19 protein-coding genes are annotated in these 18,659 nt (G+C 58.8%); 13 read left to right on the forward strand and 6 right to left on the reverse strand.

Translation table 11 applies throughout. The features are described from left to right. Positions 1–59 precede the first annotated feature (59 nt). The 5 genes from ADG881_RS11520 to ADG881_RS17255 all read left to right on the forward strand — a co-directional run bounded on the left by ADG881_RS11520 (position 60) and on the right by ADG881_RS17255 (position 3,392). Entirely contained in the window at positions 60–353 is a 294-nt protein-coding gene (locus tag ADG881_RS11520; RefSeq protein WP_039926665.1) for a cytochrome c5 family protein, read from the forward strand. Between the two features lie 23 nt (positions 354–376). Further along, on the forward strand, positions 377–1,030 hold the full coding sequence (locus tag ADG881_RS11525; protein WP_007148875.1) for a cytochrome c: 654 nt from the start codon (positions 377–379) through the stop codon (positions 1,028–1,030). A gap of 167 nt (positions 1,031–1,197) precedes the next feature. After that, positions 1,198–1,833 carry a thiol:disulfide interchange protein DsbA/DsbL gene (locus ADG881_RS11530; RefSeq protein WP_039926666.1) on the forward strand — a complete coding sequence of 212 codons (636 nt, stop codon included), beginning with the start codon at positions 1,198–1,200 and terminating at the stop codon, positions 1,831–1,833. Positions 1,834–1,836: 3 nt separating this feature from the next. Further along, positions 1,837–2,739, forward strand: a complete 903-nt coding sequence (locus ADG881_RS11535) for an endonuclease/exonuclease/phosphatase family protein (protein WP_007151599.1) — start codon at positions 1,837–1,839, stop codon at positions 2,737–2,739. 116 nt (positions 2,740–2,855) lie between these two features. Then, complete coding sequence (locus tag ADG881_RS17255) at positions 2,856–3,392, forward strand: NUDIX hydrolase (protein ID WP_050760154.1); 537 nt, start codon at positions 2,856–2,858, stop codon at positions 3,390–3,392. Here the strand turns inward: ADG881_RS17255 and ADG881_RS11545 are convergent. Then, a complete protein-coding gene (locus ADG881_RS11545; protein WP_039926667.1) occupies positions 3,331–4,527 on the reverse strand; it encodes a helix-turn-helix transcriptional regulator in 1,197 nt (398 codons plus the stop codon). The two genes, ADG881_RS17255 and ADG881_RS11545, sit on opposite strands and share 62 nt — an antisense overlap. A gap of 98 nt (positions 4,528–4,625) precedes the next feature. Here ADG881_RS11545 and ADG881_RS11550 point away from each other — a divergent pair, with 98 nt between their 5' ends. The 3 genes from ADG881_RS11550 (at position 4,626) to ADG881_RS11560 (ending at position 8,476) form a co-directional block, all read left to right on the forward strand. Continuing rightward, positions 4,626–5,387: an alpha/beta fold hydrolase gene (locus ADG881_RS11550; RefSeq protein ID WP_007149139.1), complete on the forward strand. Its 762-nt coding sequence runs from the start codon at positions 4,626–4,628 to the stop codon at positions 5,385–5,387. Positions 5,388–5,598: 211 nt separating this feature from the next. After that, positions 5,599–7,785, forward strand: coding sequence for a hypothetical protein (locus ADG881_RS11555; RefSeq protein WP_007150627.1), 2,187 nt, complete (start codon positions 5,599–5,601; stop codon positions 7,783–7,785). 40 nt (positions 7,786–7,825) lie between these two features. Continuing rightward, complete coding sequence (locus ADG881_RS11560; RefSeq protein ID WP_007148852.1) at positions 7,826–8,476, forward strand: hypothetical protein; 651 nt, start codon at positions 7,826–7,828, stop codon at positions 8,474–8,476. 86 nt (positions 8,477–8,562) lie between these two features. Here the strand turns inward: ADG881_RS11560 and ADG881_RS11565 are convergent, their stop codons facing one another. Next, positions 8,563–9,915, reverse strand: coding sequence for a deoxyguanosinetriphosphate triphosphohydrolase (locus ADG881_RS11565; protein ID WP_007150578.1), 1,353 nt, complete (start codon positions 9,913–9,915; stop codon positions 8,563–8,565). Between the two features lie 122 nt (positions 9,916–10,037). On the opposite strand from ADG881_RS11565, the gene ADG881_RS11570 reads away from it, so the two are divergent. Next, a complete protein-coding gene (locus ADG881_RS11570; protein WP_007150813.1) occupies positions 10,038–10,712 on the forward strand; it encodes a type 1 glutamine amidotransferase domain-containing protein in 675 nt (224 codons plus the stop codon). 155 nt (positions 10,713–10,867) lie between these two features. Next, complete coding sequence (locus tag ADG881_RS11575; protein ID WP_007150806.1) at positions 10,868–11,350, forward strand: glutathione peroxidase; 483 nt, start codon at positions 10,868–10,870, stop codon at positions 11,348–11,350. Between the two features lie 115 nt (positions 11,351–11,465). On the opposite strand, the gene ADG881_RS11580 is transcribed toward ADG881_RS11575, so the two are convergent. The 4 genes from ADG881_RS11580 to ADG881_RS11595 all read right to left on the reverse strand — a co-directional run bounded on the left by ADG881_RS11580 (position 11,466) and on the right by ADG881_RS11595 (position 13,411). After that, a complete protein-coding gene (locus ADG881_RS11580; RefSeq protein WP_007151116.1) occupies positions 11,466–11,891 on the reverse strand; it encodes a YeeE/YedE family protein in 426 nt (141 codons plus the stop codon). Beyond that, entirely contained in the window at positions 11,888–12,328 is a 441-nt protein-coding gene (locus tag ADG881_RS11585; protein WP_007148816.1) for a YeeE/YedE family protein, read from the reverse strand. The genes ADG881_RS11580 and ADG881_RS11585 overlap by 4 nt, the downstream gene beginning before the upstream one ends. Next, positions 12,325–12,636: a metalloregulator ArsR/SmtB family transcription factor gene (locus ADG881_RS11590; RefSeq protein WP_007151421.1), complete on the reverse strand. Its 312-nt coding sequence runs from the start codon at positions 12,634–12,636 to the stop codon at positions 12,325–12,327. The genes ADG881_RS11585 and ADG881_RS11590 overlap by 4 nt, the downstream gene beginning before the upstream one ends. Positions 12,637–12,736: 100 nt before the next feature. After that, a complete protein-coding gene (locus tag ADG881_RS11595) occupies positions 12,737–13,411 on the reverse strand; it encodes a hemolysin III family protein (protein ID WP_007150512.1) in 675 nt (224 codons plus the stop codon). A 309-nt stretch (positions 13,412–13,720) separates the two neighbouring features. On the opposite strand from ADG881_RS11595, the gene ADG881_RS11600 reads away from it, so the two are divergent. From ADG881_RS11600 to ADG881_RS11610, 3 genes are all read left to right on the forward strand, one after another. Beyond that, complete coding sequence (locus tag ADG881_RS11600) at positions 13,721–14,167, forward strand: Dps family protein (protein ID WP_007149511.1); 447 nt, start codon at positions 13,721–13,723, stop codon at positions 14,165–14,167. A 272-nt stretch (positions 14,168–14,439) separates the two neighbouring features. Further along, entirely contained in the window at positions 14,440–15,504 is a 1,065-nt protein-coding gene (locus ADG881_RS11605; protein ID WP_007151094.1) for an efflux RND transporter periplasmic adaptor subunit, read from the forward strand. 3 nt (positions 15,505–15,507) lie between these two features. Further along, positions 15,508–18,576: an efflux RND transporter permease subunit gene (locus tag ADG881_RS11610; protein ID WP_007149301.1), complete on the forward strand. Its 3,069-nt coding sequence runs from the start codon at positions 15,508–15,510 to the stop codon at positions 18,574–18,576. Positions 18,577–18,659: the final 83 nt, after the last annotated feature.

Raw genomic sequence — 18,659 nt, forward strand, 5'->3', positions numbered from 1 at the left:
TTGCCGGTAGCGGCAAACGGACTTCGCCAGCGGCGACGCCAGCATAGCAGAGGTAGCGTATGAAGGGTTTTGTAGCAGGTCTTGCAATGGTTCTGGTTACGGGGGCTGCCAGTGCAGCGACTGTAGAGGAACGTTACAACAGCAGCTGTACATTCTGTCATGCCTCCGGTGCTGCTGGAGCGCCGATTTCCCATGATGAAGCCGCCTGGAAGCCACACCTGGATAAAGGTATGGATACGCTGGTGAAACACGTCAAGGAAGGGTTCAACGCCATGCCGCCAAAAGGCATGTGCAACGACTGTAGCGACGAAGAATACCGTGCTCTGATTGAGTACATGTCCAAAAGCAAATAAGACGCTGTACTGAAGGATAGGCCATGAAGTTTTTCAAACTGTTCGTGCTGATGGCTGCTGCTGTGGCAGCCACCCAGGCCATGGCGGCCGGTGATGCTGAGGCAGGCAAAGCAAAAGCCGCCCCCTGCGCCGCGTGTCACGGTCAGGATGGTAACAAGACCCTTACCGGGACGTACCCGAAACTGGCTGGCCAGGGGGAAGAGTACCTGGTTAAGCAGCTGGAAAATTTCAAGTCCGGCACCCGTGAAAACGCCGTTATGCAAGGCCAGGTGGCCGGCATGAGCGAGCAGGACATGCAGGACGTGGCGGCCTTCTACGCCAGCCTGACCCCGGAAGCCGGGCAGGCCAGCGCTGATTGGGTGGAGCAGGGTGAAAAGCTCTACCGTGGTGGCGACATGGCCAACGACATTCCGGCCTGTTCCGGTTGCCATGGCCCGGCGGGTCAGGGCATTGATGCGGCCAAGTACCCGCATCTGGCTGGCCAGAACGCCCAATACGTGGAAGACCAGCTGAAGGCCTTCCGTGCGGCAGGTCGTAACGATCTGGGCGACGGCATCATCAAGCGCACCAATGACTCGGATAACGATGCGCCGGGCATGATGCAGACGGTGGCGGCGAAAATGACCGATACCCAGATCAAGGCCGTAGCAAGCTTCATCTCCGGGCTGTCCAAATAGGGCGGTTGGGTTACGGTTTGTAGAAAAGGCAGCCTGCGGGCTGCCTTTTTTATGGCCAACATGAAAAGATATGGCTCTGATTGAGTGCCGATTGCACTCATCCAGGGAGAAAAATGCCGTCCGGGTTGTCTCAGTGGGCGGAAACCAACAAGAAAGGAGAGGATTGCATGTTTCGCATTGTGACGGCTTTGCTGCTGAGCCTGGGGCTGGCGACCGGAGTTGCTGCCGCTGAGGACCACACCCGTTTTGCGGTTGATACCCACTACAAGATTCTGGATGTACCGGGCACCGTGGATGACCCCAGCAAGGTGGAAGTGCGGGAATTCTTTTCCTATGCCTGCCCGCATTGCTATTCCCTGGAGCCTTCGGTTAACGCCTGGCTGAAAACCAAACCCGATTACATCAACTATGTGCGCACCCCGGTGCTGTTCCTGCGTAATGCCGAGCCGCTGGCCCGTGCCTATTACGTGGAAGAAGCCCTGGGCCTGGTAGATGAAATCCACGGTCCGCTGTTCGACGCGATCCACAAGCACCGTGAGCCCCTGTTCAATGAGCCGGCGCTGGCCAATTTCTTCCGCAAGTACGATGTGGAGCCTGCCGAGTTCAACAAGCTGTACGGCTCCTTCGGCGTGTCCACCAAGATCCGTCAGGCCGACGCGCTGACCAAGGCATACCAGATCCCCGGGGTGCCGAACTTCGTGGTGAACGGCAAGTACCTGGTGCTGCGTGAGAACCTGAAGAGCGATAAAGAGTTGTTCGCCGTGATTGAGTACCTGGCGAACAAGGAAAAGAAAGGCAGCTGATACATGCTGCTGGACCGTGCCAGACTGGCCTATCGTGACTGGAAAGCCCGCCCTGCGGGCTTTTCCTTCGCCAGGCAAGGCGTAAGAAAGACCCGCCAGACCCGGGAAGTGTTACTGCCACCGGATACCGTGAAGCTGATGAGCTTCAATATCCAGGCAGGCATCGGCAGCCAGAAATTCGGTGATTACATCACCGGTAGCTGGAAGCATCTGGTGGCGCATCCGCGCAGCGTGGAAACCATCGAGCAGATCGCCGAGGTGCTAAGCCACTTTGATGTGGTGGGGCTGCAGGAAGTGGATGGCGGCAGCCTGCGTTCGCGCAACATGAACCAGCTGGTGCACCTGGCGTCCATGGCCGATTTCCCCTTCTGGCATCAGCAGTTGAACCGTAATCTTGGCCGCCTTGGCCAGTTCAGTAATGGCTTTCTCAGCCGACACCAGCCGTTTGAAATCACCGACCACCGATTGCCCGGGTTGCCCGGTCGCGGTGCCATCGTGATCAAGTACGGCCACCCGATCCAGCCATTGGTTGTGGTCGTGGCGCACCTGGCGCTGGGTGAGAAGGTGCGCAATACCCAGTTGTCCTACCTGGCCCGCTTGTTGGCGGACTACAAGTACGTGGTGATGATGGGCGACTTTAATTGCCGCCTGACTCATCTGGATAATTCGCCGCTGGCAGCCTTGGGGTTGCAGACCGTGCAGGCGGATAACCTCAACACGTACCCCAGTTGGGCGCCGGACCGCCATATCGATCACATCCTGCTGTCGCCGGATCTGGAAAGCCGGCATACCCGTGTGCTGACCGACTGCCTGCTGTCGGATCACCTGCCCCTGGCCACGGAAATCGTCATTCCCGATGAGGTTGTCGCGGCTACCCGGGAGCATCGCCTGCCGCTGATCAGCTGAAGTCTGCAGAAGGAAGGCGAAAGGAAGGTAGAAGGAAGATCGTGGTGCTGTGATCGCTCCTCTTTCCTGCGCCAAAATGCCATGACACCGTCATCGTGACGGGGCAGGCTGTATTCATGATGAATTCCCGCGCCCTGATAATTTTTTTCCTGATATGGCTGCCTCTGCAGGTGCTGGCGGATTGCCCCCGTGTGCCCGGGCAGGAAGATGACCGGCGGGCCAATGCCGGCTGCCTGATCGTCCGCGACCAGCAGGTACTGCTGATTACCCATCGCTGGGGCGGCAAGCTGGGGGTGCCCGGTGGGACCCTGGAGCCGGAAGAGCTGGCCCAATGCACGGCGCACCGGGAGACCCTGGAAGAAACGGGGGTGCAGGTTGTTGTGGGGGAGCGTTTGCAGGTGATGAAGAACGGCTTCCATCTCTATCGTTGCATGCCCGCCGAGCCTTTGCAGGAGGAGGTGCCGCTGTCGTTGCCGGCGGCGGCCCGCCTGGAGGTCAGTGATATCGGCTGGTACTCCCTGGCGGATTTACGCCGGGCCGATTGGCGCTTTGCGTATCAGTTTGATCTGTTTTTGAAGGTGGCCCGCCAGGCTATGCAGAGCAGCTCAGATTCACAGGGGGGCGGCGCCAGCGCCGGGCGGCAGGGGAAGTAAGCATTAACTTGGCAAGCTCGGACTGGCGCATGGTGCCGGTTTTCTGGAATGTGCTTTTGAGCTGGGTACGCACGGTATGCACCGACAGAAAATGGCTGTCGGCAATCTGTTGTGGCGACTGGCCCTGGGCAATGCCTGCGGCGACCCGGGCTTCGGCTTCTGACAGATCAAACAGCTGCATCAGGCTGTCCAGGTCGATATCGATATCGCCCAGTGGGTCCTGGAAATAGACAATGGCCAGGGGGGTGGGGTGCGTATTGAAGCCGCTGGGGGCTGAATGGGGATGCATGGGGGACACCAGGCAGCGGGTTGTCAGGTGGCTGTTGAGCGGAATGGCAATGACCTCGCCGCTGCCTCGCAGGGCCGGATTGGGGTGAGTGACCTGGGCCAGTTGCTGTAAAAGCGCGCACTGTCGCCGGGAATCCAGGAAGGTCAGCCTGTGTTTTTCCAGCGCGATGTGAGGGTGCGAGGCCACCAGTTGCTCCGCCTCCTGGCTGATATACACCAGGGTGCCTTGCGCATCGAGCAGGGCAAAGGGCTGTGCCTGAATGTCCAGGGCCTGCTCCAGAGCCTGCTGCTGGTGCTTGAGCGCGCTGAATTGGGTCTGCAGCCGCACGGCACGGCGCACATGCATGACCAGGTCATTGATCTGGTCGGTTTCTTCCCGGGTGTAGTGGCCCTGATCCCGGGTGCGTTGAATCAGCAGCTGCACGGTATGGTCTTCATCCTGCCAGACGGTGCCGCACACGCCATGGTGGATATCCTGGGTGCGGGCCCAGTCATTGTAGAATTCGGTGTTGTAGAAGGCCTTTTGCCGACAGGAAAAATCGAGAAAGGTGGAGTACAGCTGGCCGGGAGGTTTGTCCTTCAATTCCGGGCGCCACGGGCAGGCGTTCACGTAGTGATCCACGTAGGCCTGGTGATCACTGTCATCAATGTTGTGCTTGATGCTGGACAGTACAGTCTGTGCCCGGCGATCAAGCACCAGCATGCGGGCAGAGCGTGACCGGGTCGCGCTGACGGCTTGCGCAAGGAAACGCGGCCAGGCATCAGGAGCCTGTGGCGCCTCATACAGGGTGTCGAGCAGGTCCCCGCGCTCGTTGCCCAGCAATCCATCCAAGATTGGCTGAGTCATGAGTTGTTGTTCCCCTTGTGAATCTCTAACTTATCCGATCTCGGTCGAAAATTGAATGTAAACAAACTCGATCACAATTTCGTGAACAGGAGAAACCGGTGGAACCCACCCTGACAATCGACGATGAACAGGCTTTGCCGGTCACCGAAGCCGGTAACGGCACGCAGCCTGTGGTGTTGGTGCATGGCTGGACCTGCAACCGCAAGCACTGGCAGCCACTGCTGGATTCGGCGCCGGATGGAACGCGATTGATTGCCGTGGACCTGCCCGGCCATGGAGACGCGCGCGATGTTACCTTGCCTGCCTGGACGGTGACGGCGCAGGCACGGGCGCTGGTGGCGGCGCTGGACGGCATCGACAATCCGGTATTGGTGGGGCACTCCATGGGCGGTGCTGTCGTCCTGGAAGCGGCCCGGCTAAAGCTGGTCAAAGCCGTGGTGTTGGTGGATACCTTTGTTATTCCCTACGGGGATCTTGACGAAGACACTGCACGCCAGATTGAAACGCCTTTTCAGGAAAACTTTGCGTCCGGCATTGCCAACCTGGTTGCCAACAATGCGGGGCCGGATTTGAGTGGGCAGGCCAGGCAGAGTCTGGAGAATGATATGGCTGCGGCGCGTCAGGAGGCCATATTGCCACTGTGGTCTGACCTGTTGCGCTGGTCCCCGGAGGCGGCTTTTTCGGATATCCAATGCCCGATTCATGCAATCAACGGTGACCTTGTCGGGGATGCCGCGCGTGCGCGTTGCGCGCCCCGTGTGACCGAGTGGTTACAGCCGGGTACCTGGCATTTTCCGCAAATGGAGCAGCCAGGCATTTTTGCGCATACGCTTGCGAAGGTGTTGATGGCCTGCGGCTAAGCGGGCGTGGCTGGACCGCCACCGCATGTTTATTCACCGCCGCAGGCTTGATGGGTGATGAGTGGGGCGGCGGTTGTGTTGTGCATGTTTTCGTTATTTCGGTTCGGCATTATTTTTTATTTTCATACCCTATATGGGTGATGTGCGCTCTTGTGGCTTCGGTTTAGTTTGGTGTTCTACCAAAAAACTGGGGTGATCGGAGATATCACACATGAAGGGAACATTCAGAATTGCCGGCCTGGCAGTGGCGGTGGCCATTGCTGGTTGCGGCGGAGGTGGTGGTAGCAGTGGCGGAGGAGGATCGACGCCAGCGGCGCCCAAATCCACCGTAGCCGGTGCGGTAACCAAGGGCCCTGTCGGGGGCGCAACTCTTTATCTTTACGCCATGGACGCGGCCGGCAACAAAACCGGCGACGCGGTAGCGGGCCCGATCGTTACCGAAGCGGATGGCTCCTGGTCCGTGCAGGTACCGGATTCTGTGCCGCGACCGCTACTGATCGAATCCAGCGGCGGCACCTACACGGATGAAGCAACCGGTGCTGACGTCACGGCCGGTAATCTTAATTCTTTCCTGCCTGAGGGTGCACAAACCGCTGCGGTTACGCCATTGAGCGAACTGTTGGTGCGCTCCGCCCGTGAGCATCTTGCCGACAATGTCGGTGCATCGCTGGAAGATGGCGTGAACGCCGGGCGCGATGTGCTGGATGATGTGCTGGGTGTGTCCTTTGATCCGCTGACCACGGTGCCGGCCACCAGTGGCGATGATGCGGCGGCAAAACAGTACGCTGCCGTGCTGGGGGGCTTGTCCACCCAGGCCAACAATCTGAGCGGCACAACGGACCCGTTTGAAACGGTGATTGCCCTGATCGACGATGCTTCGGATGGCGTCGTTGACGGCAAGAAAAACGGTGGTGCGATCACCATCGGTGACAATGCCGGCACCCTGCCGCCCACCAGCAGTGCGGACCTGGCTGACGCGATTAATGACTACGCCGAGGATAACGAGGAACTTGGCGTGACCAGCTTCGAGGTAACCGCCAGCGCGGGTGCCAACGGCAGCGTGTCGCCCACGTCAGTGTCCTTGCTGGGCGGGGCCAGTGCGAACTTCACGGTGACACCGGATACCGGTTACAGCATCGATGAAGTAACCGGTTGTGCCGGCTCGCTGGATGGCCAGTCGTTTACCACCAGTGCACTTGAAGGCGAGTGTGATCTGTCCGTTACCTTTTCCATCAATGAGTACACCGTCAGCACCACCAGCGTAACCGGTGGTCAGGTGATGCCGGAGGCGGCGGTGGTGGATCACGGTGATACCACCCAGTTCGAAATCGTGGCGGATGAGGGTTATGACGTTGTCAGCGTGGAAGGCTGTGACGGTTCGCTGGCAGGCACCACCTACACTACGGGAGCGATTGTCGGCGCTTGCGCCATCACGCCGGCGTTCGCGCTAAAAGAATATGCGGTAACCACCAATGTGGCGGCCGGCACCGGCAGTTTCGAGCCGGAAAGCCTGACGGTGGCGCATGGTCAGAATGGCACGCTCACGGTCACTCCGGCTTTCGGGTTCCAGGTGGATTCGGTGACGGGAGATGCCTGTGAAGTGGCTGCGTCTGCGTCGCCGGGTGAATATACCGTAGGGCCGATGACGTCGGCCTGTCAGGTGGACGCCAGCTTCAGTCTGTTGAGCTATACCGTGAATACGGCGGTGAGCGGTAACGGGACGGTGTCGCCGGGTACGGTGGTGGTCGAACACGGCAGCACAACCGCGTTTGCACTGAGCCCGGATGAGGGGCATCAGGTTGCCGTGGCCAGTGGCTGTGGTGGCATACAGGATGGCACGACTTTCACTACGGCCGGTATCACCGGTGCCTGTACGGTTGCCGTGGAATTCGAACCCATTCAGTACCCGATCACCACGATTGCAGCCAATGGTTCCTTCTCTCCGGCCAACCCCATGGTCGATCACGGCCAGACCCAGGTCTTTACCGTATCTGCGGATGATGGCTATGAACTCACCGGGGTGGACGGCTGTGGTGGAACCCTGGATGGCAACACCTTCACCACGGCAACGATTACTGCAGCCTGTTCGGTAACCGCCAGCTTTGCCCAGAAGACGTACACCGTTACGGCTACGGTGCAGGGCGAAAACGGCATGATCGTCGGGCAGAACCTGGAAAACATTGTTCATGGTGAGACTCGCGAGCTGACGGTGACGCCGGATGAAGGCTTTGAGGTGAATACGATCTCCGGTTGTGGCGGCACGCTTGCGGGCAATACCTACACCACCGATGTCATCACTGAAGATTGTGCTGTGAGTGTGAGTTTTGTGGAAGACGGATCCGGCCCCGCCGCCGCCGTCTGGAATCAATTTAACTGGGATCAAGCCAACTGGCAGTGAGGCCATTGGTTAAAGGACATAACCTTAGAGGGTAAGAGACATGAAAAAGATGATTCTGACAGGCCTCACCGCTGCTGTGCTGAGCGCCAACGCGATGGCTTCTGAAGTGACGGGTTATACCGCACCGCAATCCGGCCAGGCCGCAACGGCGGCCGGTGTGGATGCCAATTTCCAGGCATTGATCACTGCGATCAACGACAACAACAGTCGTATTACCGCCCTTGAAGCAGCAAGCGGTGAGGTGGCAGACCTGAACGACATCGTTAGCGATGCTTCCTACAAGCTGTATTTTTCTGGCGGTATCATCGAGCTGGATGACGGTGGGGGTGCCAATCTGGAACGTTTCGGCGGCACTGCCGATCTGACGTTCAACAGTGATGGTTCGCTCAACGAAACGTTCAGTGAGCAGGGCCGGTTTATCAGTCTGGATGCCAATCAGTGTAGCGGCGAAGGTGAGAGTTTCAGCTGTGAGCACTATGTTGATACCTGGAATGATAACGAAACCGGTGGCGGTTCCTGGTCCGTAACCGGGCAGACGCTCAATGTTACCTGGAGCGACGGTGGCTCCGAAGCCTTCACGCTCTCTTCTGATGGCAAGATCATCACGTCTGGAGGAGGTGACCTGGATGAAGGCGACGGTACCTCCGGTTTGGAGACGTTCGTGGCAGTGGGTGTAAGGCTGGCCGACTAGGCTGCGAGGATTAAAACGAGTAGAAAACGAGAAACGCCCTGATTGGTCAGGGCGTTTTTCGTTGCAGGGATGCGGAAAGCAGGCGGCTAGTAGCGTGTTTCCGCCATCCCGGAAAACTGCTTGGCCAAATAGGTCGCGTAGTTGTCCGTCATGCCTGCCAGAAAATCCAGTGCCCGCATGATGCACTGATAAATTCTTTCCTGTTCCGGTAGTTGCTCCAGGTTTTCCGGAAAGCTGTGTCGGCCAATCAAATCGATAATGCGTTCATGCCGATAGTTTTTTGTGCTGTTGCAGGCATGGGATACGGCGGCTTCTATCAAACCATCCAGTAATGCGCCCATCACTTCAAAGGCACCAATTTCCAGTTCGATTTTTCGCGGATGTTCGAAGACTTTCGAGCGGGAAAGTTGCTTGGCGTTTTCCACCACATCGCGCACCGCCGGTTCGCAGTGACTGATCAGGTCGCCTTCCATGCGCCCCTGCAGTAACCGTTCGTGATTGGCGACAAATGCCTCTACGCCTGCCTCGATAAACCGTTCGATAATCTTGCCTCGCAGCAGGGCAGCTTTGCGGCCATCGCGGATATCCGAATGGATCAGCTCGCGTACTTCCTCACTGTCTGGCAGGGCCGGTTGCAGTAGTGCATACACCTCATCCCAGTGCAGCAAATCCATTTCCAGGCCATCTTCCAGATCAATGATGGCGTAGCAGAAGTCATCGGCCGCCTCCATCAGGTACGCCAGTGGGTGGCGGCAAAAACGTCCGGGGCTGTGTTGAAGCAGGCCGGTGGCATGAGCCACTTCGTGGAATGCCTCGGTTTCCGACACAAAGGCGCTGTACTTGCCAGGTTTGCTGCTGGCGCTGCCCGCATCGGCGGACAGCCAGGGGTATTTCAAAAACGTGGCCAGGGTGGCGTAGGTCAGGCGCATGCCGCCGTCGTACTGGTGATATTCGCTTTTGGTAATAATGCGAAAGCCCTGGGCGTTGCCTTCAAAAAAAGTCAGGTCGCTTTGCTGGTGGGCGGGGAGCATATCCAGAAACCGTTGCCCCCGTTCCTGAAACCAGGCGCGAATGGCGCGCTCACCGGTGTGACCAAAGGGCGGGTTGCCGATGTCGTGGGCCAGACAGGCGGACTGAACAATATCGCCGAAATCGGTGGCGCTGACGGTGTCGGGGAGCAGCTGGCGCTGTTGCAGGCGTTCTCCCACGCGAATACCGAGAGTGCGCCCCACGCAGGAAACTTCCAGCGAGTGGGTAAGGCGATTGTGCACGTGGTCATTGGTGGCCAGCGGATGGACCTGGGTCTTGCGGGCCAGCCGCCGGAAGGCGCCGGAAAAAATGATCTTGTCGTGGTCGCGCAGAAAGGCGGTACGACCACTTTCATCCTTGGCGCTGCGTCCGCCCAGGCGGGCCTTGTTCAGTAATTGATGCCAATCCATGAGGTTCCCCGCTACACGCTTGCACGCAACATGCTACACGCAGGCTATCCTTGCATGCGACGACTTTGTGCCACACCCTCTGTGCATATTGCATCTCTCGTTGCGAATTTTCGGAGGCATTTATGAATCTGGATAAACCGCTGCTGATGTTGGTCACCAGTGCATCGCAAATGGGCCAGGGGCAACAGACCGGTCTGTGGCTGGAAGAATTCGCCGTGCCGTATTTGTTGTTCCGGGAAAACAATATTCCCGTGGTGGTGGCCAGCCCGAAAGGGGGCAAGATTCCGGTGGATCCCAATTCGGTGCCGGATGACAGCGAGAAAGAGGCCTGGGCCGATGCCATTGCCGCCTTGCAGGATACCCGGGAGTTGGAAGCTGTCTGGGAAGATGGCTACTGCGGTGTCTTTGTACCCGGTGGCCATGGCGCCATGTTCGATATGCCGGACAACCCTCTGGTGGCGGCCGTCATGGAGCGGACCTGGGCACAGGGCGGCCTGTTAGGGGCGGTGTGTCATGGCCCCGCCGCATTGGTGGGCTTGCGCAATGAAGAGCGCGCACCACTGGTGCAGAACAAGACGCTGGCCTGCTTTACCAATAGCGAAGAGCGGGAAGTGGGGCTGGATGAGATCATGCCGTTTCTGTTGGCCACCCGGCTTGAAGAGCTGGGTGCCCGTCTCGATCTGGCGGACGATTTCACCCCCCATGCGGTCACGGACGGCAAACTGGTCACCGGGCAGAACCCACAGTCCAGCCGTGTGGTGGCCGAGGCGGTGATCGCGCAGCTTTACAGCGAATAGCGCCTGCTGATAGACAATGTGCTCTCGCAGGCCGCCAGGGCATGCCGTATTGTTAGGCCACCGCCTTGGTGGTGTGTGGTGAGTGGCGGTGGTGGTTGCCACTCCCGGCGGGCGCCGTATTATTCATTGTTTGGGTTTCATCGTCAGGAGAGAACATGGGGATCTATGATTACAGCGCCACCACCTTGAGTGGTGAAGAAAAGTCCTTGTCCGAGTTTCAGGGCAAGGTGTTGCTGATCGTCAATACGGCCAGCAAATGCGGGTTTACCCCCCAGTACAAGGGACTGGAAAGTCTGTATGAAACCCTGCAGCCCAAGGGGCTGGAGATTCTTGGTTTCCCGTGTAACCAGTTCGGTAAGCAGGAGCCGGGCGCGGCGGATGAAATCGGTGCCTTCTGTGAAAAGAACTACGGTGTCAGCTTTACCATGTTCGACAAGGTAGACGTGAATGGCAGTGGCGCCCACCCGCTGTACGATTACCTCAAGAAAGCCGCGCCGGGCGTGATGGGCAGCAAGGGCATCAAGTGGAACTTTACCAAGTTCCTGGTGGGCAAGGATGGCAAAGTCGTGAAGCGCTACGCGCCCACGGACAAGCCGGAAGCCATCCGCAAGGATATTGAGAAGTTGCTGGAAGCCTGACGGAATGACGAGTTGCGAGGAGTGAGTTTCGAAAGGCAACAGCACAAACCCTTTGAGGGTTAGCGGCCTTCGGTTTTGATCTTCGCAACTTGCAACTCGCAACTCGCAACTGCTTCTACGCGCTTTTGCGCTTTTCCAGCCTTTCAAAGATCACCATCCCGCTGAGCATGGCGGCGACGAAGACTATGCCCTTGAGATTGCCGCTACCCAGGGCAGCCAGTGCCGGGCCCGGGCAGAAGCCGGCCAGGCCCCAGCCTGCACCGAAACCCAGTGAGCCCAGCACCAGACGTTTGTCCAGCCGGGTGTTGGTGGGTAGCTGAAAGCGTTTGCTGAACAGTGGCGCGGTGCGGTGGCGAGCCAGATAGAAGCCGATGGCTGACACTGGAATGGCTCCCCCCATCACCAGGGCCAGGGACGGGTCCCAGTGACCGGCAATATCCAGAAAGGCCAATACCTTGGCCGGATTGGCCATGCCGGCCAGCAACAGGCCAACGCCAAAGATCAGACCGCTGAGAAAAGCCGTAAGCAATGACCGGTTCATAGCGGCGCTCCCAGCAAGTGACGAACCACGTACACGGTGGCAAACCCGCTGGCCATGAATGCCAGGGTGGCAACCAGTGAGCGAGGGGACAGGCGGGAGACGCCGCAGACGCCGTGGCCGCTGGTGCACCCGGCTCCGTAGCGGGTGCTGATGCCCACCAGCAAACCGGCACCAATCAGCAGTGGCCAGTTCGCGTCGACGACCAGCGGTGGCAGGTCTGCCGCCAGACGCCAGAATAGCGGAGCGAGCACCAGCCCCAGCACGAATGCCACTCGCCAATGACGACCGTCCCCGCCGGGGCTCAGCAAGCCACCGAGAACGCCGCTGATGCCGGCAATGCGGCCGTTGGCGAGCAGAAAGAGCAGGGCAGACAGGCCAATCAAGGCGCCGCCAGCCAGGGACGTCCAGGGGGTGAAGGCACCCCAGTCGATGTTCATGGGGTGTCGCCGCAGAAGCGTTGGTACAGCACGTTCAGCACGGCCAGGGCGTCCGGGTTGGCGACCTGATAGAACATCTGCTTGCCTTCCCGGCGGCTGCTGACCAGCCCTTCACGGCGCAAGATGCCCAACTGCTGGGAGAGTGAGGGTTGGTAAACCTCCACGAGCGGCTCCAGTTCGCTAACGCTGCGTTCGCCTTCCGCGAGGCGGCACAGCAGCATCAGACGATCTGGGTGGGACAGGGCTTTGAGTAACTGGCTGGCCTGGGCGGCATTGTCGCGCAGGGCGTCCGGGTCGATAGTGAGCATGGTGCACGGGTCCAACAATATATATTTAAATAAAAAGTATATTTTTGTTGAGGCAATCACAAGTACTTTCTTGAATTATGTTCATAATATGTGATTTGCGTCATCTGATGGGTGCGGTAAACGGCAATACTCCGTAATAGACCGCAAAGAAATGGCAGAGGCTGCCGCCCATGACGAAGAGGTGCCAGATGGCGTGGTTGAAGGGAATAAACCGGTCGGCCAAGTAGAAGATGACGCCCACGGTGTAGGTAATGCCGCCGGCCAGGATCAGCCAGAAGCCGGTGTCGTTGAGTTTGCTGGTCAGGTCGTTGGAGGCCACCAGAATCAGCCAGCCCATGGCCAGGTAAATACCCACCCGCATGAGCTTGAAGCGGTGACCATAGAGCGCTTTCAGGGCGATGCCGGTGAGGGCCAGGGCCCAGATCACGGCAAACAAAATCCAGCCGGTCTGGCCACGCAGGTTGACCAGTAGAAAGGGGGTGTAGGTGCCCGCGATCAAGCCGTAAATGGCGCAGTGGTCCAGCATTTTGAATACGGCGCGCCATTTCGGGCTGCGCAGGCTGTGATAGAGCGCACTGGCGCTGTAGAGCAGAATCAGGCTGGCGCCGAAAATGCTGAAGCTGACGATTTTCCAGGGGTCCCCCAGCAGGCTGGCCGCCACCACCAGGATCACCGTGCCGGCGATACTCAACGCCGCGCCGATGCCATGGGTCAGGCCATTGAGCCATTCCTCCAGAATCGAATAGGGCGGTTCAGGATTGGGGGCTACGGCCATTGGCGAATCTGCTTTCGGTTGAGGGAAGAAGTTGCATCATGCCGAGACGCCGGCCTGAGTGTAAAGCGCCAAATCGGACAGAGCGGCATATTGAATTTCCCTATGTGAGCGATAACGCAAATACCTCGCCAGTCCAGGAACGTCTGTGGCGGCGTCGCGTCTCATTATGGAGAAACAAAAGCAGGAGGCCGGAAGGGCGCCGCCATTGAAATGCCTTTTGCGGACCCAATGGTGTCAGGTAGTCCCGGCAAACAACGGGCACTCCCCTGGCTCTGCGGGCAAGGACAATACTGGAAAAGGAGACACTCCATGATTGAACACAACAAGCAGGTCGCGGAAGAACTGAGCAAGTTACTGGCCGAGAGTTACACCCTCTATCTCAAGACCCACAAATACCATTGGAATGTAACCGGCCCCATGTTCCATAGCCTGCACCTGCTGTTCGAACAGCAGTACACCGAGCTGGCGGAGGCGGTGGACACCATTGCCGAGCGGATTCGCGCGCTGGGCTGGAAGGCTCCGGGCAGCTATGCGGAGTTTGCCAAGTTGTCCACGGTGGAGGACGCCACGGGCGATCCGGATGCGTCCGGCATGATCAAGGAGCTGGCTGCGGACCACCGCACGGTGGCCGAGCGTGCCAATCGGGTATTGAAGCTGGCAGGCGAGCATGAAGATGAAGGCTCTGGCGCGGTGGCCAGTGACCGCATCGAGATTCATGAAAAATCCGCCTGGATGTTGTCCGCCCACCTGGGCTGATCGCCCTCTGGGCACACATTCAGTGTTCTACTCGTTACCGGGGCCGACGTCAGTCGGCCCTTTTTGTGGTGCATCGCTTGTTGGCCCGGGTTTGTTCCCGAGCCGGTTCCCTGTCTGAGCCTGCCTGGCTCGCCGCTTGGCCCGCTAACGCCTGCGCGCCCATCGTCTGATAAGGTCAAAATCTCGCTGCGGGTGAAAAAGCTTCACCTGATACGCGCGTACTTGTGCGACAATTGGTACTAATAAGTACCGTTTAGATCGGGGAGAGCACGATGCAACGTTTTTGGGTAACCCTGGGCCTGGCGCTGGCCCTGTGGGGCTGCAGTGATGAGCCACAGCAGGATGCTCCCATGCCGCAACCGGTAAAGCTGCAAGTCGTTGATGGCGGCGATGGCGCTTTACGTCACTACCCGGGCAAGGTGGTGGCGACAGAAGGGTCCGAGCTGGCATTCCGGGTGTCCGGTCAGCTGGAGCGTTTCCCGGTGCGGGCGGGCGAGCAGGTGAAGAAAGGGCAGTTGCTGGCCGCGCTGGACCCATCGGATTTCAGGAACCAACTGGCCGATCGGCAGGCCCAGTATGATCTGGCCGAAAGCCAGTATCAGCGAGGCATCAGTCTGCGTGATCGGGGGGTTATTTCTGAAGCCCAGTTCGATGAAATTGAAGCCAAGCGCCGGCAGGCCCAGGCGGCCCTGAGTCTGGCCCGGGACAATGTGAACTACACGCGCTTGAAGGCTCCCTACGGTGGTACGGTGGCCCGCACCGAAGTCGAAAATTACCAATTCGTGCAAGCCAAGCAGCCCATTCTTTACCTGCAGGGCGACAAGAATATTGATATCGAATTTGCCGTCTCCGAGCGTTTCTTGGCGAACCTGAAAAAGGATGGTGAGGATTACCAGCCGGAGCTGCGCTTTGAAGGCGCCCCGGACAAGGTGTTCAAGGCCAGTTACAAGGAGCATGAGGCCAGCGCTGACGATCGTACCCAGACCTACATCATTACCCTGACCATGCCCAACCCGGAAGGCATTCTGGTGTTGCCGGGGATGAGCGTGGATGTGGCCATCGATCTGAGCAAGATCATGCGTAAAGCCACTGCGTGGCCCCAGGTACCAGTGGAGGCAGTGTTTAATCCGGATGGCAAGGACAGTGCCCACGTTTGGCGGTTCAACCCGGAAGACGGCACGGTGTCGGCGGTGCCGGTGACCCTTGGCCAGGTGATTGGCAATGGCGTTGAGATCACCGCTGGGCTGGAAACCGGCGACAAGGTGGTCGGCGCCGGAGTGCACCACCTCAAGGAAGGCCAGGAGGTTCGTGAACTGGTGAAAGAGCGGGGCCTGTAATCGATGAATATCGCTGAGTACAGCATCCGCCACAAAGTGGTGAGCTGGTTGTTCACCGTGATCCTGCTGGTCGGCGGGGTGATCAGTTTTACCCGCCTCGGGCAGCTGGAAGACCCGGAATTCACCCTCAAGATCGCCATGGTCATTACCCATTATGGCGGTGCTTCACCTCGGCAGGTGGAAGAAGAAGTGACCCTGCCGGTTGAGAAGGCCATCCAGACTCTGCCTTACGTGAAAAACGTCACTTCCATCTCCAGCAACGGGCTGTCCCAGATCCAGGTTGAGATCAAGCCCAAATACAAGGCGCACGAGTTAAAACAGATCTGGGATGAGCTGCGTAACAAGATGACCGACCTGCAATCGCAGCTGCCGCCAGGGGCGGGCACGATTCAGGTAATCGATGACTTTGGTGATGTTTACGGCATCCTCATGGCCATTACCGGTGAAGGTTACAGCTATCAGGAGCTGCAGGATTATGCTGACTATCTGACCCGTGACCTGGTGCTGGTGGAAGGGGTTGGCAAGGTGACGATTGGTGGCCAGCGCGAGGAGCAGGTGCTGGTGGAAATTTCCCGTGCCCGGCTGGCCTCGCTGGGGATCAGCCCGGACCGCATCTTTGGTTTGCTACAAACCCAGAATACCGTGAACCCGGCGGGCAAGGTCCGGGTGGGAAATGAGTACATCCGCATTTATCCCACCGGGGAGTTTCCCTCTGTCCAGGCCATGGGCAACCTGCTGATTTCCGAGCCCGGTGCGAATGAGCTGGTTTACCTGCGTGATGTGGCGTCCATTGAGCGGGGGTATGCCGAAGTTCCCAACCATCTTTATCGATTCAATGGCGGCCCGGCCCTGACCCTGGGTATTTCCTTTGCCTCCGGCATCAATGTGGTGGATGTGGGCGCGCGGGTGGATCAGCGCCTCAAGGAACTGCAATACCAGCGTCCGGTGGGTATGGAGCTGGCCACTATCTATAACCAGCCCCAGGAAGTGGATAAGTCGGTCAGTGCCTTCATGCTCAACCTGGGTGAAGCGGTGGCCATTGTGATCGCCGTGCTGCTGGTATTCATGGGCCTGCGTTCCGGGGTGCTGATGGGCGGCGTGTTGCTGCTGACTATCCTGGGCACCTTCATCCTCATGAAGATGATGGCCATCGACCTGCAGCGGATCTCCCTGGGGGCGCTGATCATCGCTTTGGGGATGCTGGTGGATAACGCCATCGTGGTTACCGAAGGTATTTTGGTAGGCATGAAACGTGGCCTGTCCAAATTGCAGGCGGCCAGTCTGGTGGTGAAACAAACGATCTGGCCGCTGCTGGGGGCCACGGTGATTGCCATCATGGCCTTTGCCCCCATCGGCTTGTCAGATGATTCCACCGGGGAGTACACCAACAGCCTGTTCTGGGTGCTGTTGATCTCCTTGATGCTGAGCTGGATTACCGCTATCACTCTAGTCCCTTTCTTTGCCGAACAGTTCTTCAGTGACAAGGACGTGGGTGGCGAAGACGGTGAAGGGGAAGATCCCTACAAGGGGCGGGTGTTTGTGCTCTATCGCCGCCTGCTGGATCGCGCTATTCATCACCGGGTGTTAACCCTGTCAGGCATGTTTGTGCTGTTGGTGGTGGCGGTGCTGGGCTTTGGCTTCGTCAAGCAGGCCTTCTTCCCTCCTTCCAATACACCCATGTATCTGGTGGATTACTGGTTGCCCCAGGGCAGTGATATTCGCGCCACCCGTGAGGCGGTGAGTGAGCTGGAAGCGTCGTTGCTGGAGATGGACAGCGTCACCCAGGTGACCAGCACCATTGGCCAGGGGGCAGCGCGGTTCATGCTGCCTTATGCGCCAGAAAAGAGTTATCCCAGCTATGCCCAGCTGATTGTTCAGGTGAAGGATCGGGAGAGTATTAATCCGGCCCTGGCGGCCACCCGTGATCTGATCCGTGAGGAACACCTGCAGGCCTTCGCCAAGGTGAAGCGCCTGATGATCGGGCCGAGCCCGGCGGCGTCCATCGAAGCGCGCTTCAGCGGCCCGGATCCGAAAATATTGCGTGATCTGGGGCTCAAGGCCCAGGCCATCATGGCCGCCGACGGTGCGCTGGAAAGCATTCGCCATGATTGGCGCCAGCAGGAAAAGGTGATCCGGCCGCAGTTTCTTGAAGCCCAGGCCCGCCGAGCCGGGATTAGCCGCGAGGATCTGGATAATACCCTGGCGCTCAACTTCAGTGGCCGTACCGTGGGGTTGTACCGCGACGGCAGCAAGTTGCTGCCCATCGTGGCGCGGCCACCGGACGATGAGCGACTCAGTGCCAATAACCTGAATGATGTGCAGGTGTGGTCGCCTGTGTACTCCACCTATATCCCCATCAGTCAGGTGGTCGGTGATTTTGATACCGAATGGGAAAACGCCTTGGTCATGCGCCGCGACCGCAAGCGCACGCTTACCGTGCAGGCGGAACCGGATGTACTGGGTGAGGAAACCGCGGATCATGTTCTGCGGCGGATTCGCCCGGAGATTGAAGCGCTGGAGCTGCCGCCGGGCTATTCCCTGACCTGGGGCGGCGAGTACGAGGCATCCCGGGATGCCCAGGAAGCGGTCTTTGGCAGCCTGCCCATGGGCTACCTGTTCATGTTCATCATCACCATGTTGCTGTTCGATTCCCTGCGCCAGCCGTTGGTGATCTGGGCCACGGTGCCGTTGGCCATCATCGGGGTGACCATGGGGCTGTTGTTGCTGAATGCGCCGTTTGGTTTCATGGCGCTGCTGGGCTTCCTCAGCCTGTCCGGCATGCTGGTAAAAAATGGCATCGTGCTGGTGGAGCAGATCAAGCTGGAAATGGAAAGCCGGGAGCCATTCGACGCGGTGGTGCTGGCATCCATTTCACGGGTGAGGCCGGTGTGTATGGCAGCGATTACCACCATCCTTGGCATGGTGCCGCTGCTATTCGATGCGTTCTTCGAATCCATGGCGGTAGTGATCATGTTTGGCCTGGGCTTCGCCACCGTGCTCACCTTGATCGTGATTCCGGTGCTCTACACCCTCGTCTATGGCATCAAACCCGGTAAGGACCAGCATGTCTGAATGACGCGGCATGCCCCATGCAGCACGTCCCCTGGCGGTGTGCTGCATGGGGCATGATGAGTGTTGCGTCTCTGGAGGTGCCA

It is taken from the genome of Alcanivorax sp. DG881 (genome assembly GCF_000155615.1).
GTDB lineage: Bacteria > Pseudomonadota > Gammaproteobacteria > Pseudomonadales > Alcanivoracaceae > Alcanivorax.

What these genes read in the sequence shown, in the direction of transcription:
- ADG881_RS11600 (WP_007149511.1), top strand. Translation starts at nt 13,721, where the DNA reads ATGATTGAACACAACAAGCAGGTCGCGGAAGAACTGAGCAAGTTACTG.
- ADG881_RS11555 (WP_007150627.1), top strand. Translation starts at nt 5,599, where the DNA reads ATGAAGGGAACATTCAGAATTGCCGGCCTGGCAGTGGCGGTGGCCATT.
- ADG881_RS11595 (WP_007150512.1), bottom strand. Translation starts at nt 13,411, where the DNA reads ATGGCCGTAGCCCCCAATCCTGAACCGCCCTATTCGATTCTGGAGGAA.
- ADG881_RS11585 (WP_007148816.1), bottom strand. Translation starts at nt 12,328, where the DNA reads ATGAACATCGACTGGGGTGCCTTCACCCCCTGGACGTCCCTGGCTGGC.
- ADG881_RS11580 (WP_007151116.1), bottom strand. Translation starts at nt 11,891, where the DNA reads ATGAACCGGTCATTGCTTACGGCTTTTCTCAGCGGTCTGATCTTTGGC.
- ADG881_RS11560 (WP_007148852.1), top strand. Translation starts at nt 7,826, where the DNA reads ATGAAAAAGATGATTCTGACAGGCCTCACCGCTGCTGTGCTGAGCGCC.
- ADG881_RS11525 (WP_007148875.1), top strand. Translation starts at nt 377, where the DNA reads ATGAAGTTTTTCAAACTGTTCGTGCTGATGGCTGCTGCTGTGGCAGCC.
- ADG881_RS17255 (WP_050760154.1), top strand. Translation starts at nt 2,856, where the DNA reads ATGATGAATTCCCGCGCCCTGATAATTTTTTTCCTGATATGGCTGCCT.
- ADG881_RS11590 (WP_007151421.1), bottom strand. Translation starts at nt 12,636, where the DNA reads ATGCTCACTATCGACCCGGACGCCCTGCGCGACAATGCCGCCCAGGCC.
- ADG881_RS11545 (WP_039926667.1), bottom strand. Translation starts at nt 4,527, where the DNA reads ATGACTCAGCCAATCTTGGATGGATTGCTGGGCAACGAGCGCGGGGAC.
- ADG881_RS11520 (WP_039926665.1), top strand. Translation starts at nt 60, where the DNA reads ATGAAGGGTTTTGTAGCAGGTCTTGCAATGGTTCTGGTTACGGGGGCT.
- ADG881_RS11610 (WP_007149301.1), top strand. Translation starts at nt 15,508, where the DNA reads ATGAATATCGCTGAGTACAGCATCCGCCACAAAGTGGTGAGCTGGTTG.
- ADG881_RS11605 (WP_007151094.1), top strand. Translation starts at nt 14,440, where the DNA reads ATGCAACGTTTTTGGGTAACCCTGGGCCTGGCGCTGGCCCTGTGGGGC.
- ADG881_RS11565 (WP_007150578.1), bottom strand. Translation starts at nt 9,915, where the DNA reads ATGGATTGGCATCAATTACTGAACAAGGCCCGCCTGGGCGGACGCAGC.
- ADG881_RS11575 (WP_007150806.1), top strand. Translation starts at nt 10,868, where the DNA reads ATGGGGATCTATGATTACAGCGCCACCACCTTGAGTGGTGAAGAAAAG.
- ADG881_RS11530 (WP_039926666.1), top strand. Translation starts at nt 1,198, where the DNA reads ATGTTTCGCATTGTGACGGCTTTGCTGCTGAGCCTGGGGCTGGCGACC.
- ADG881_RS11535 (WP_007151599.1), top strand. Translation starts at nt 1,837, where the DNA reads ATGCTGCTGGACCGTGCCAGACTGGCCTATCGTGACTGGAAAGCCCGC.
- ADG881_RS11570 (WP_007150813.1), top strand. Translation starts at nt 10,038, where the DNA reads ATGAATCTGGATAAACCGCTGCTGATGTTGGTCACCAGTGCATCGCAA.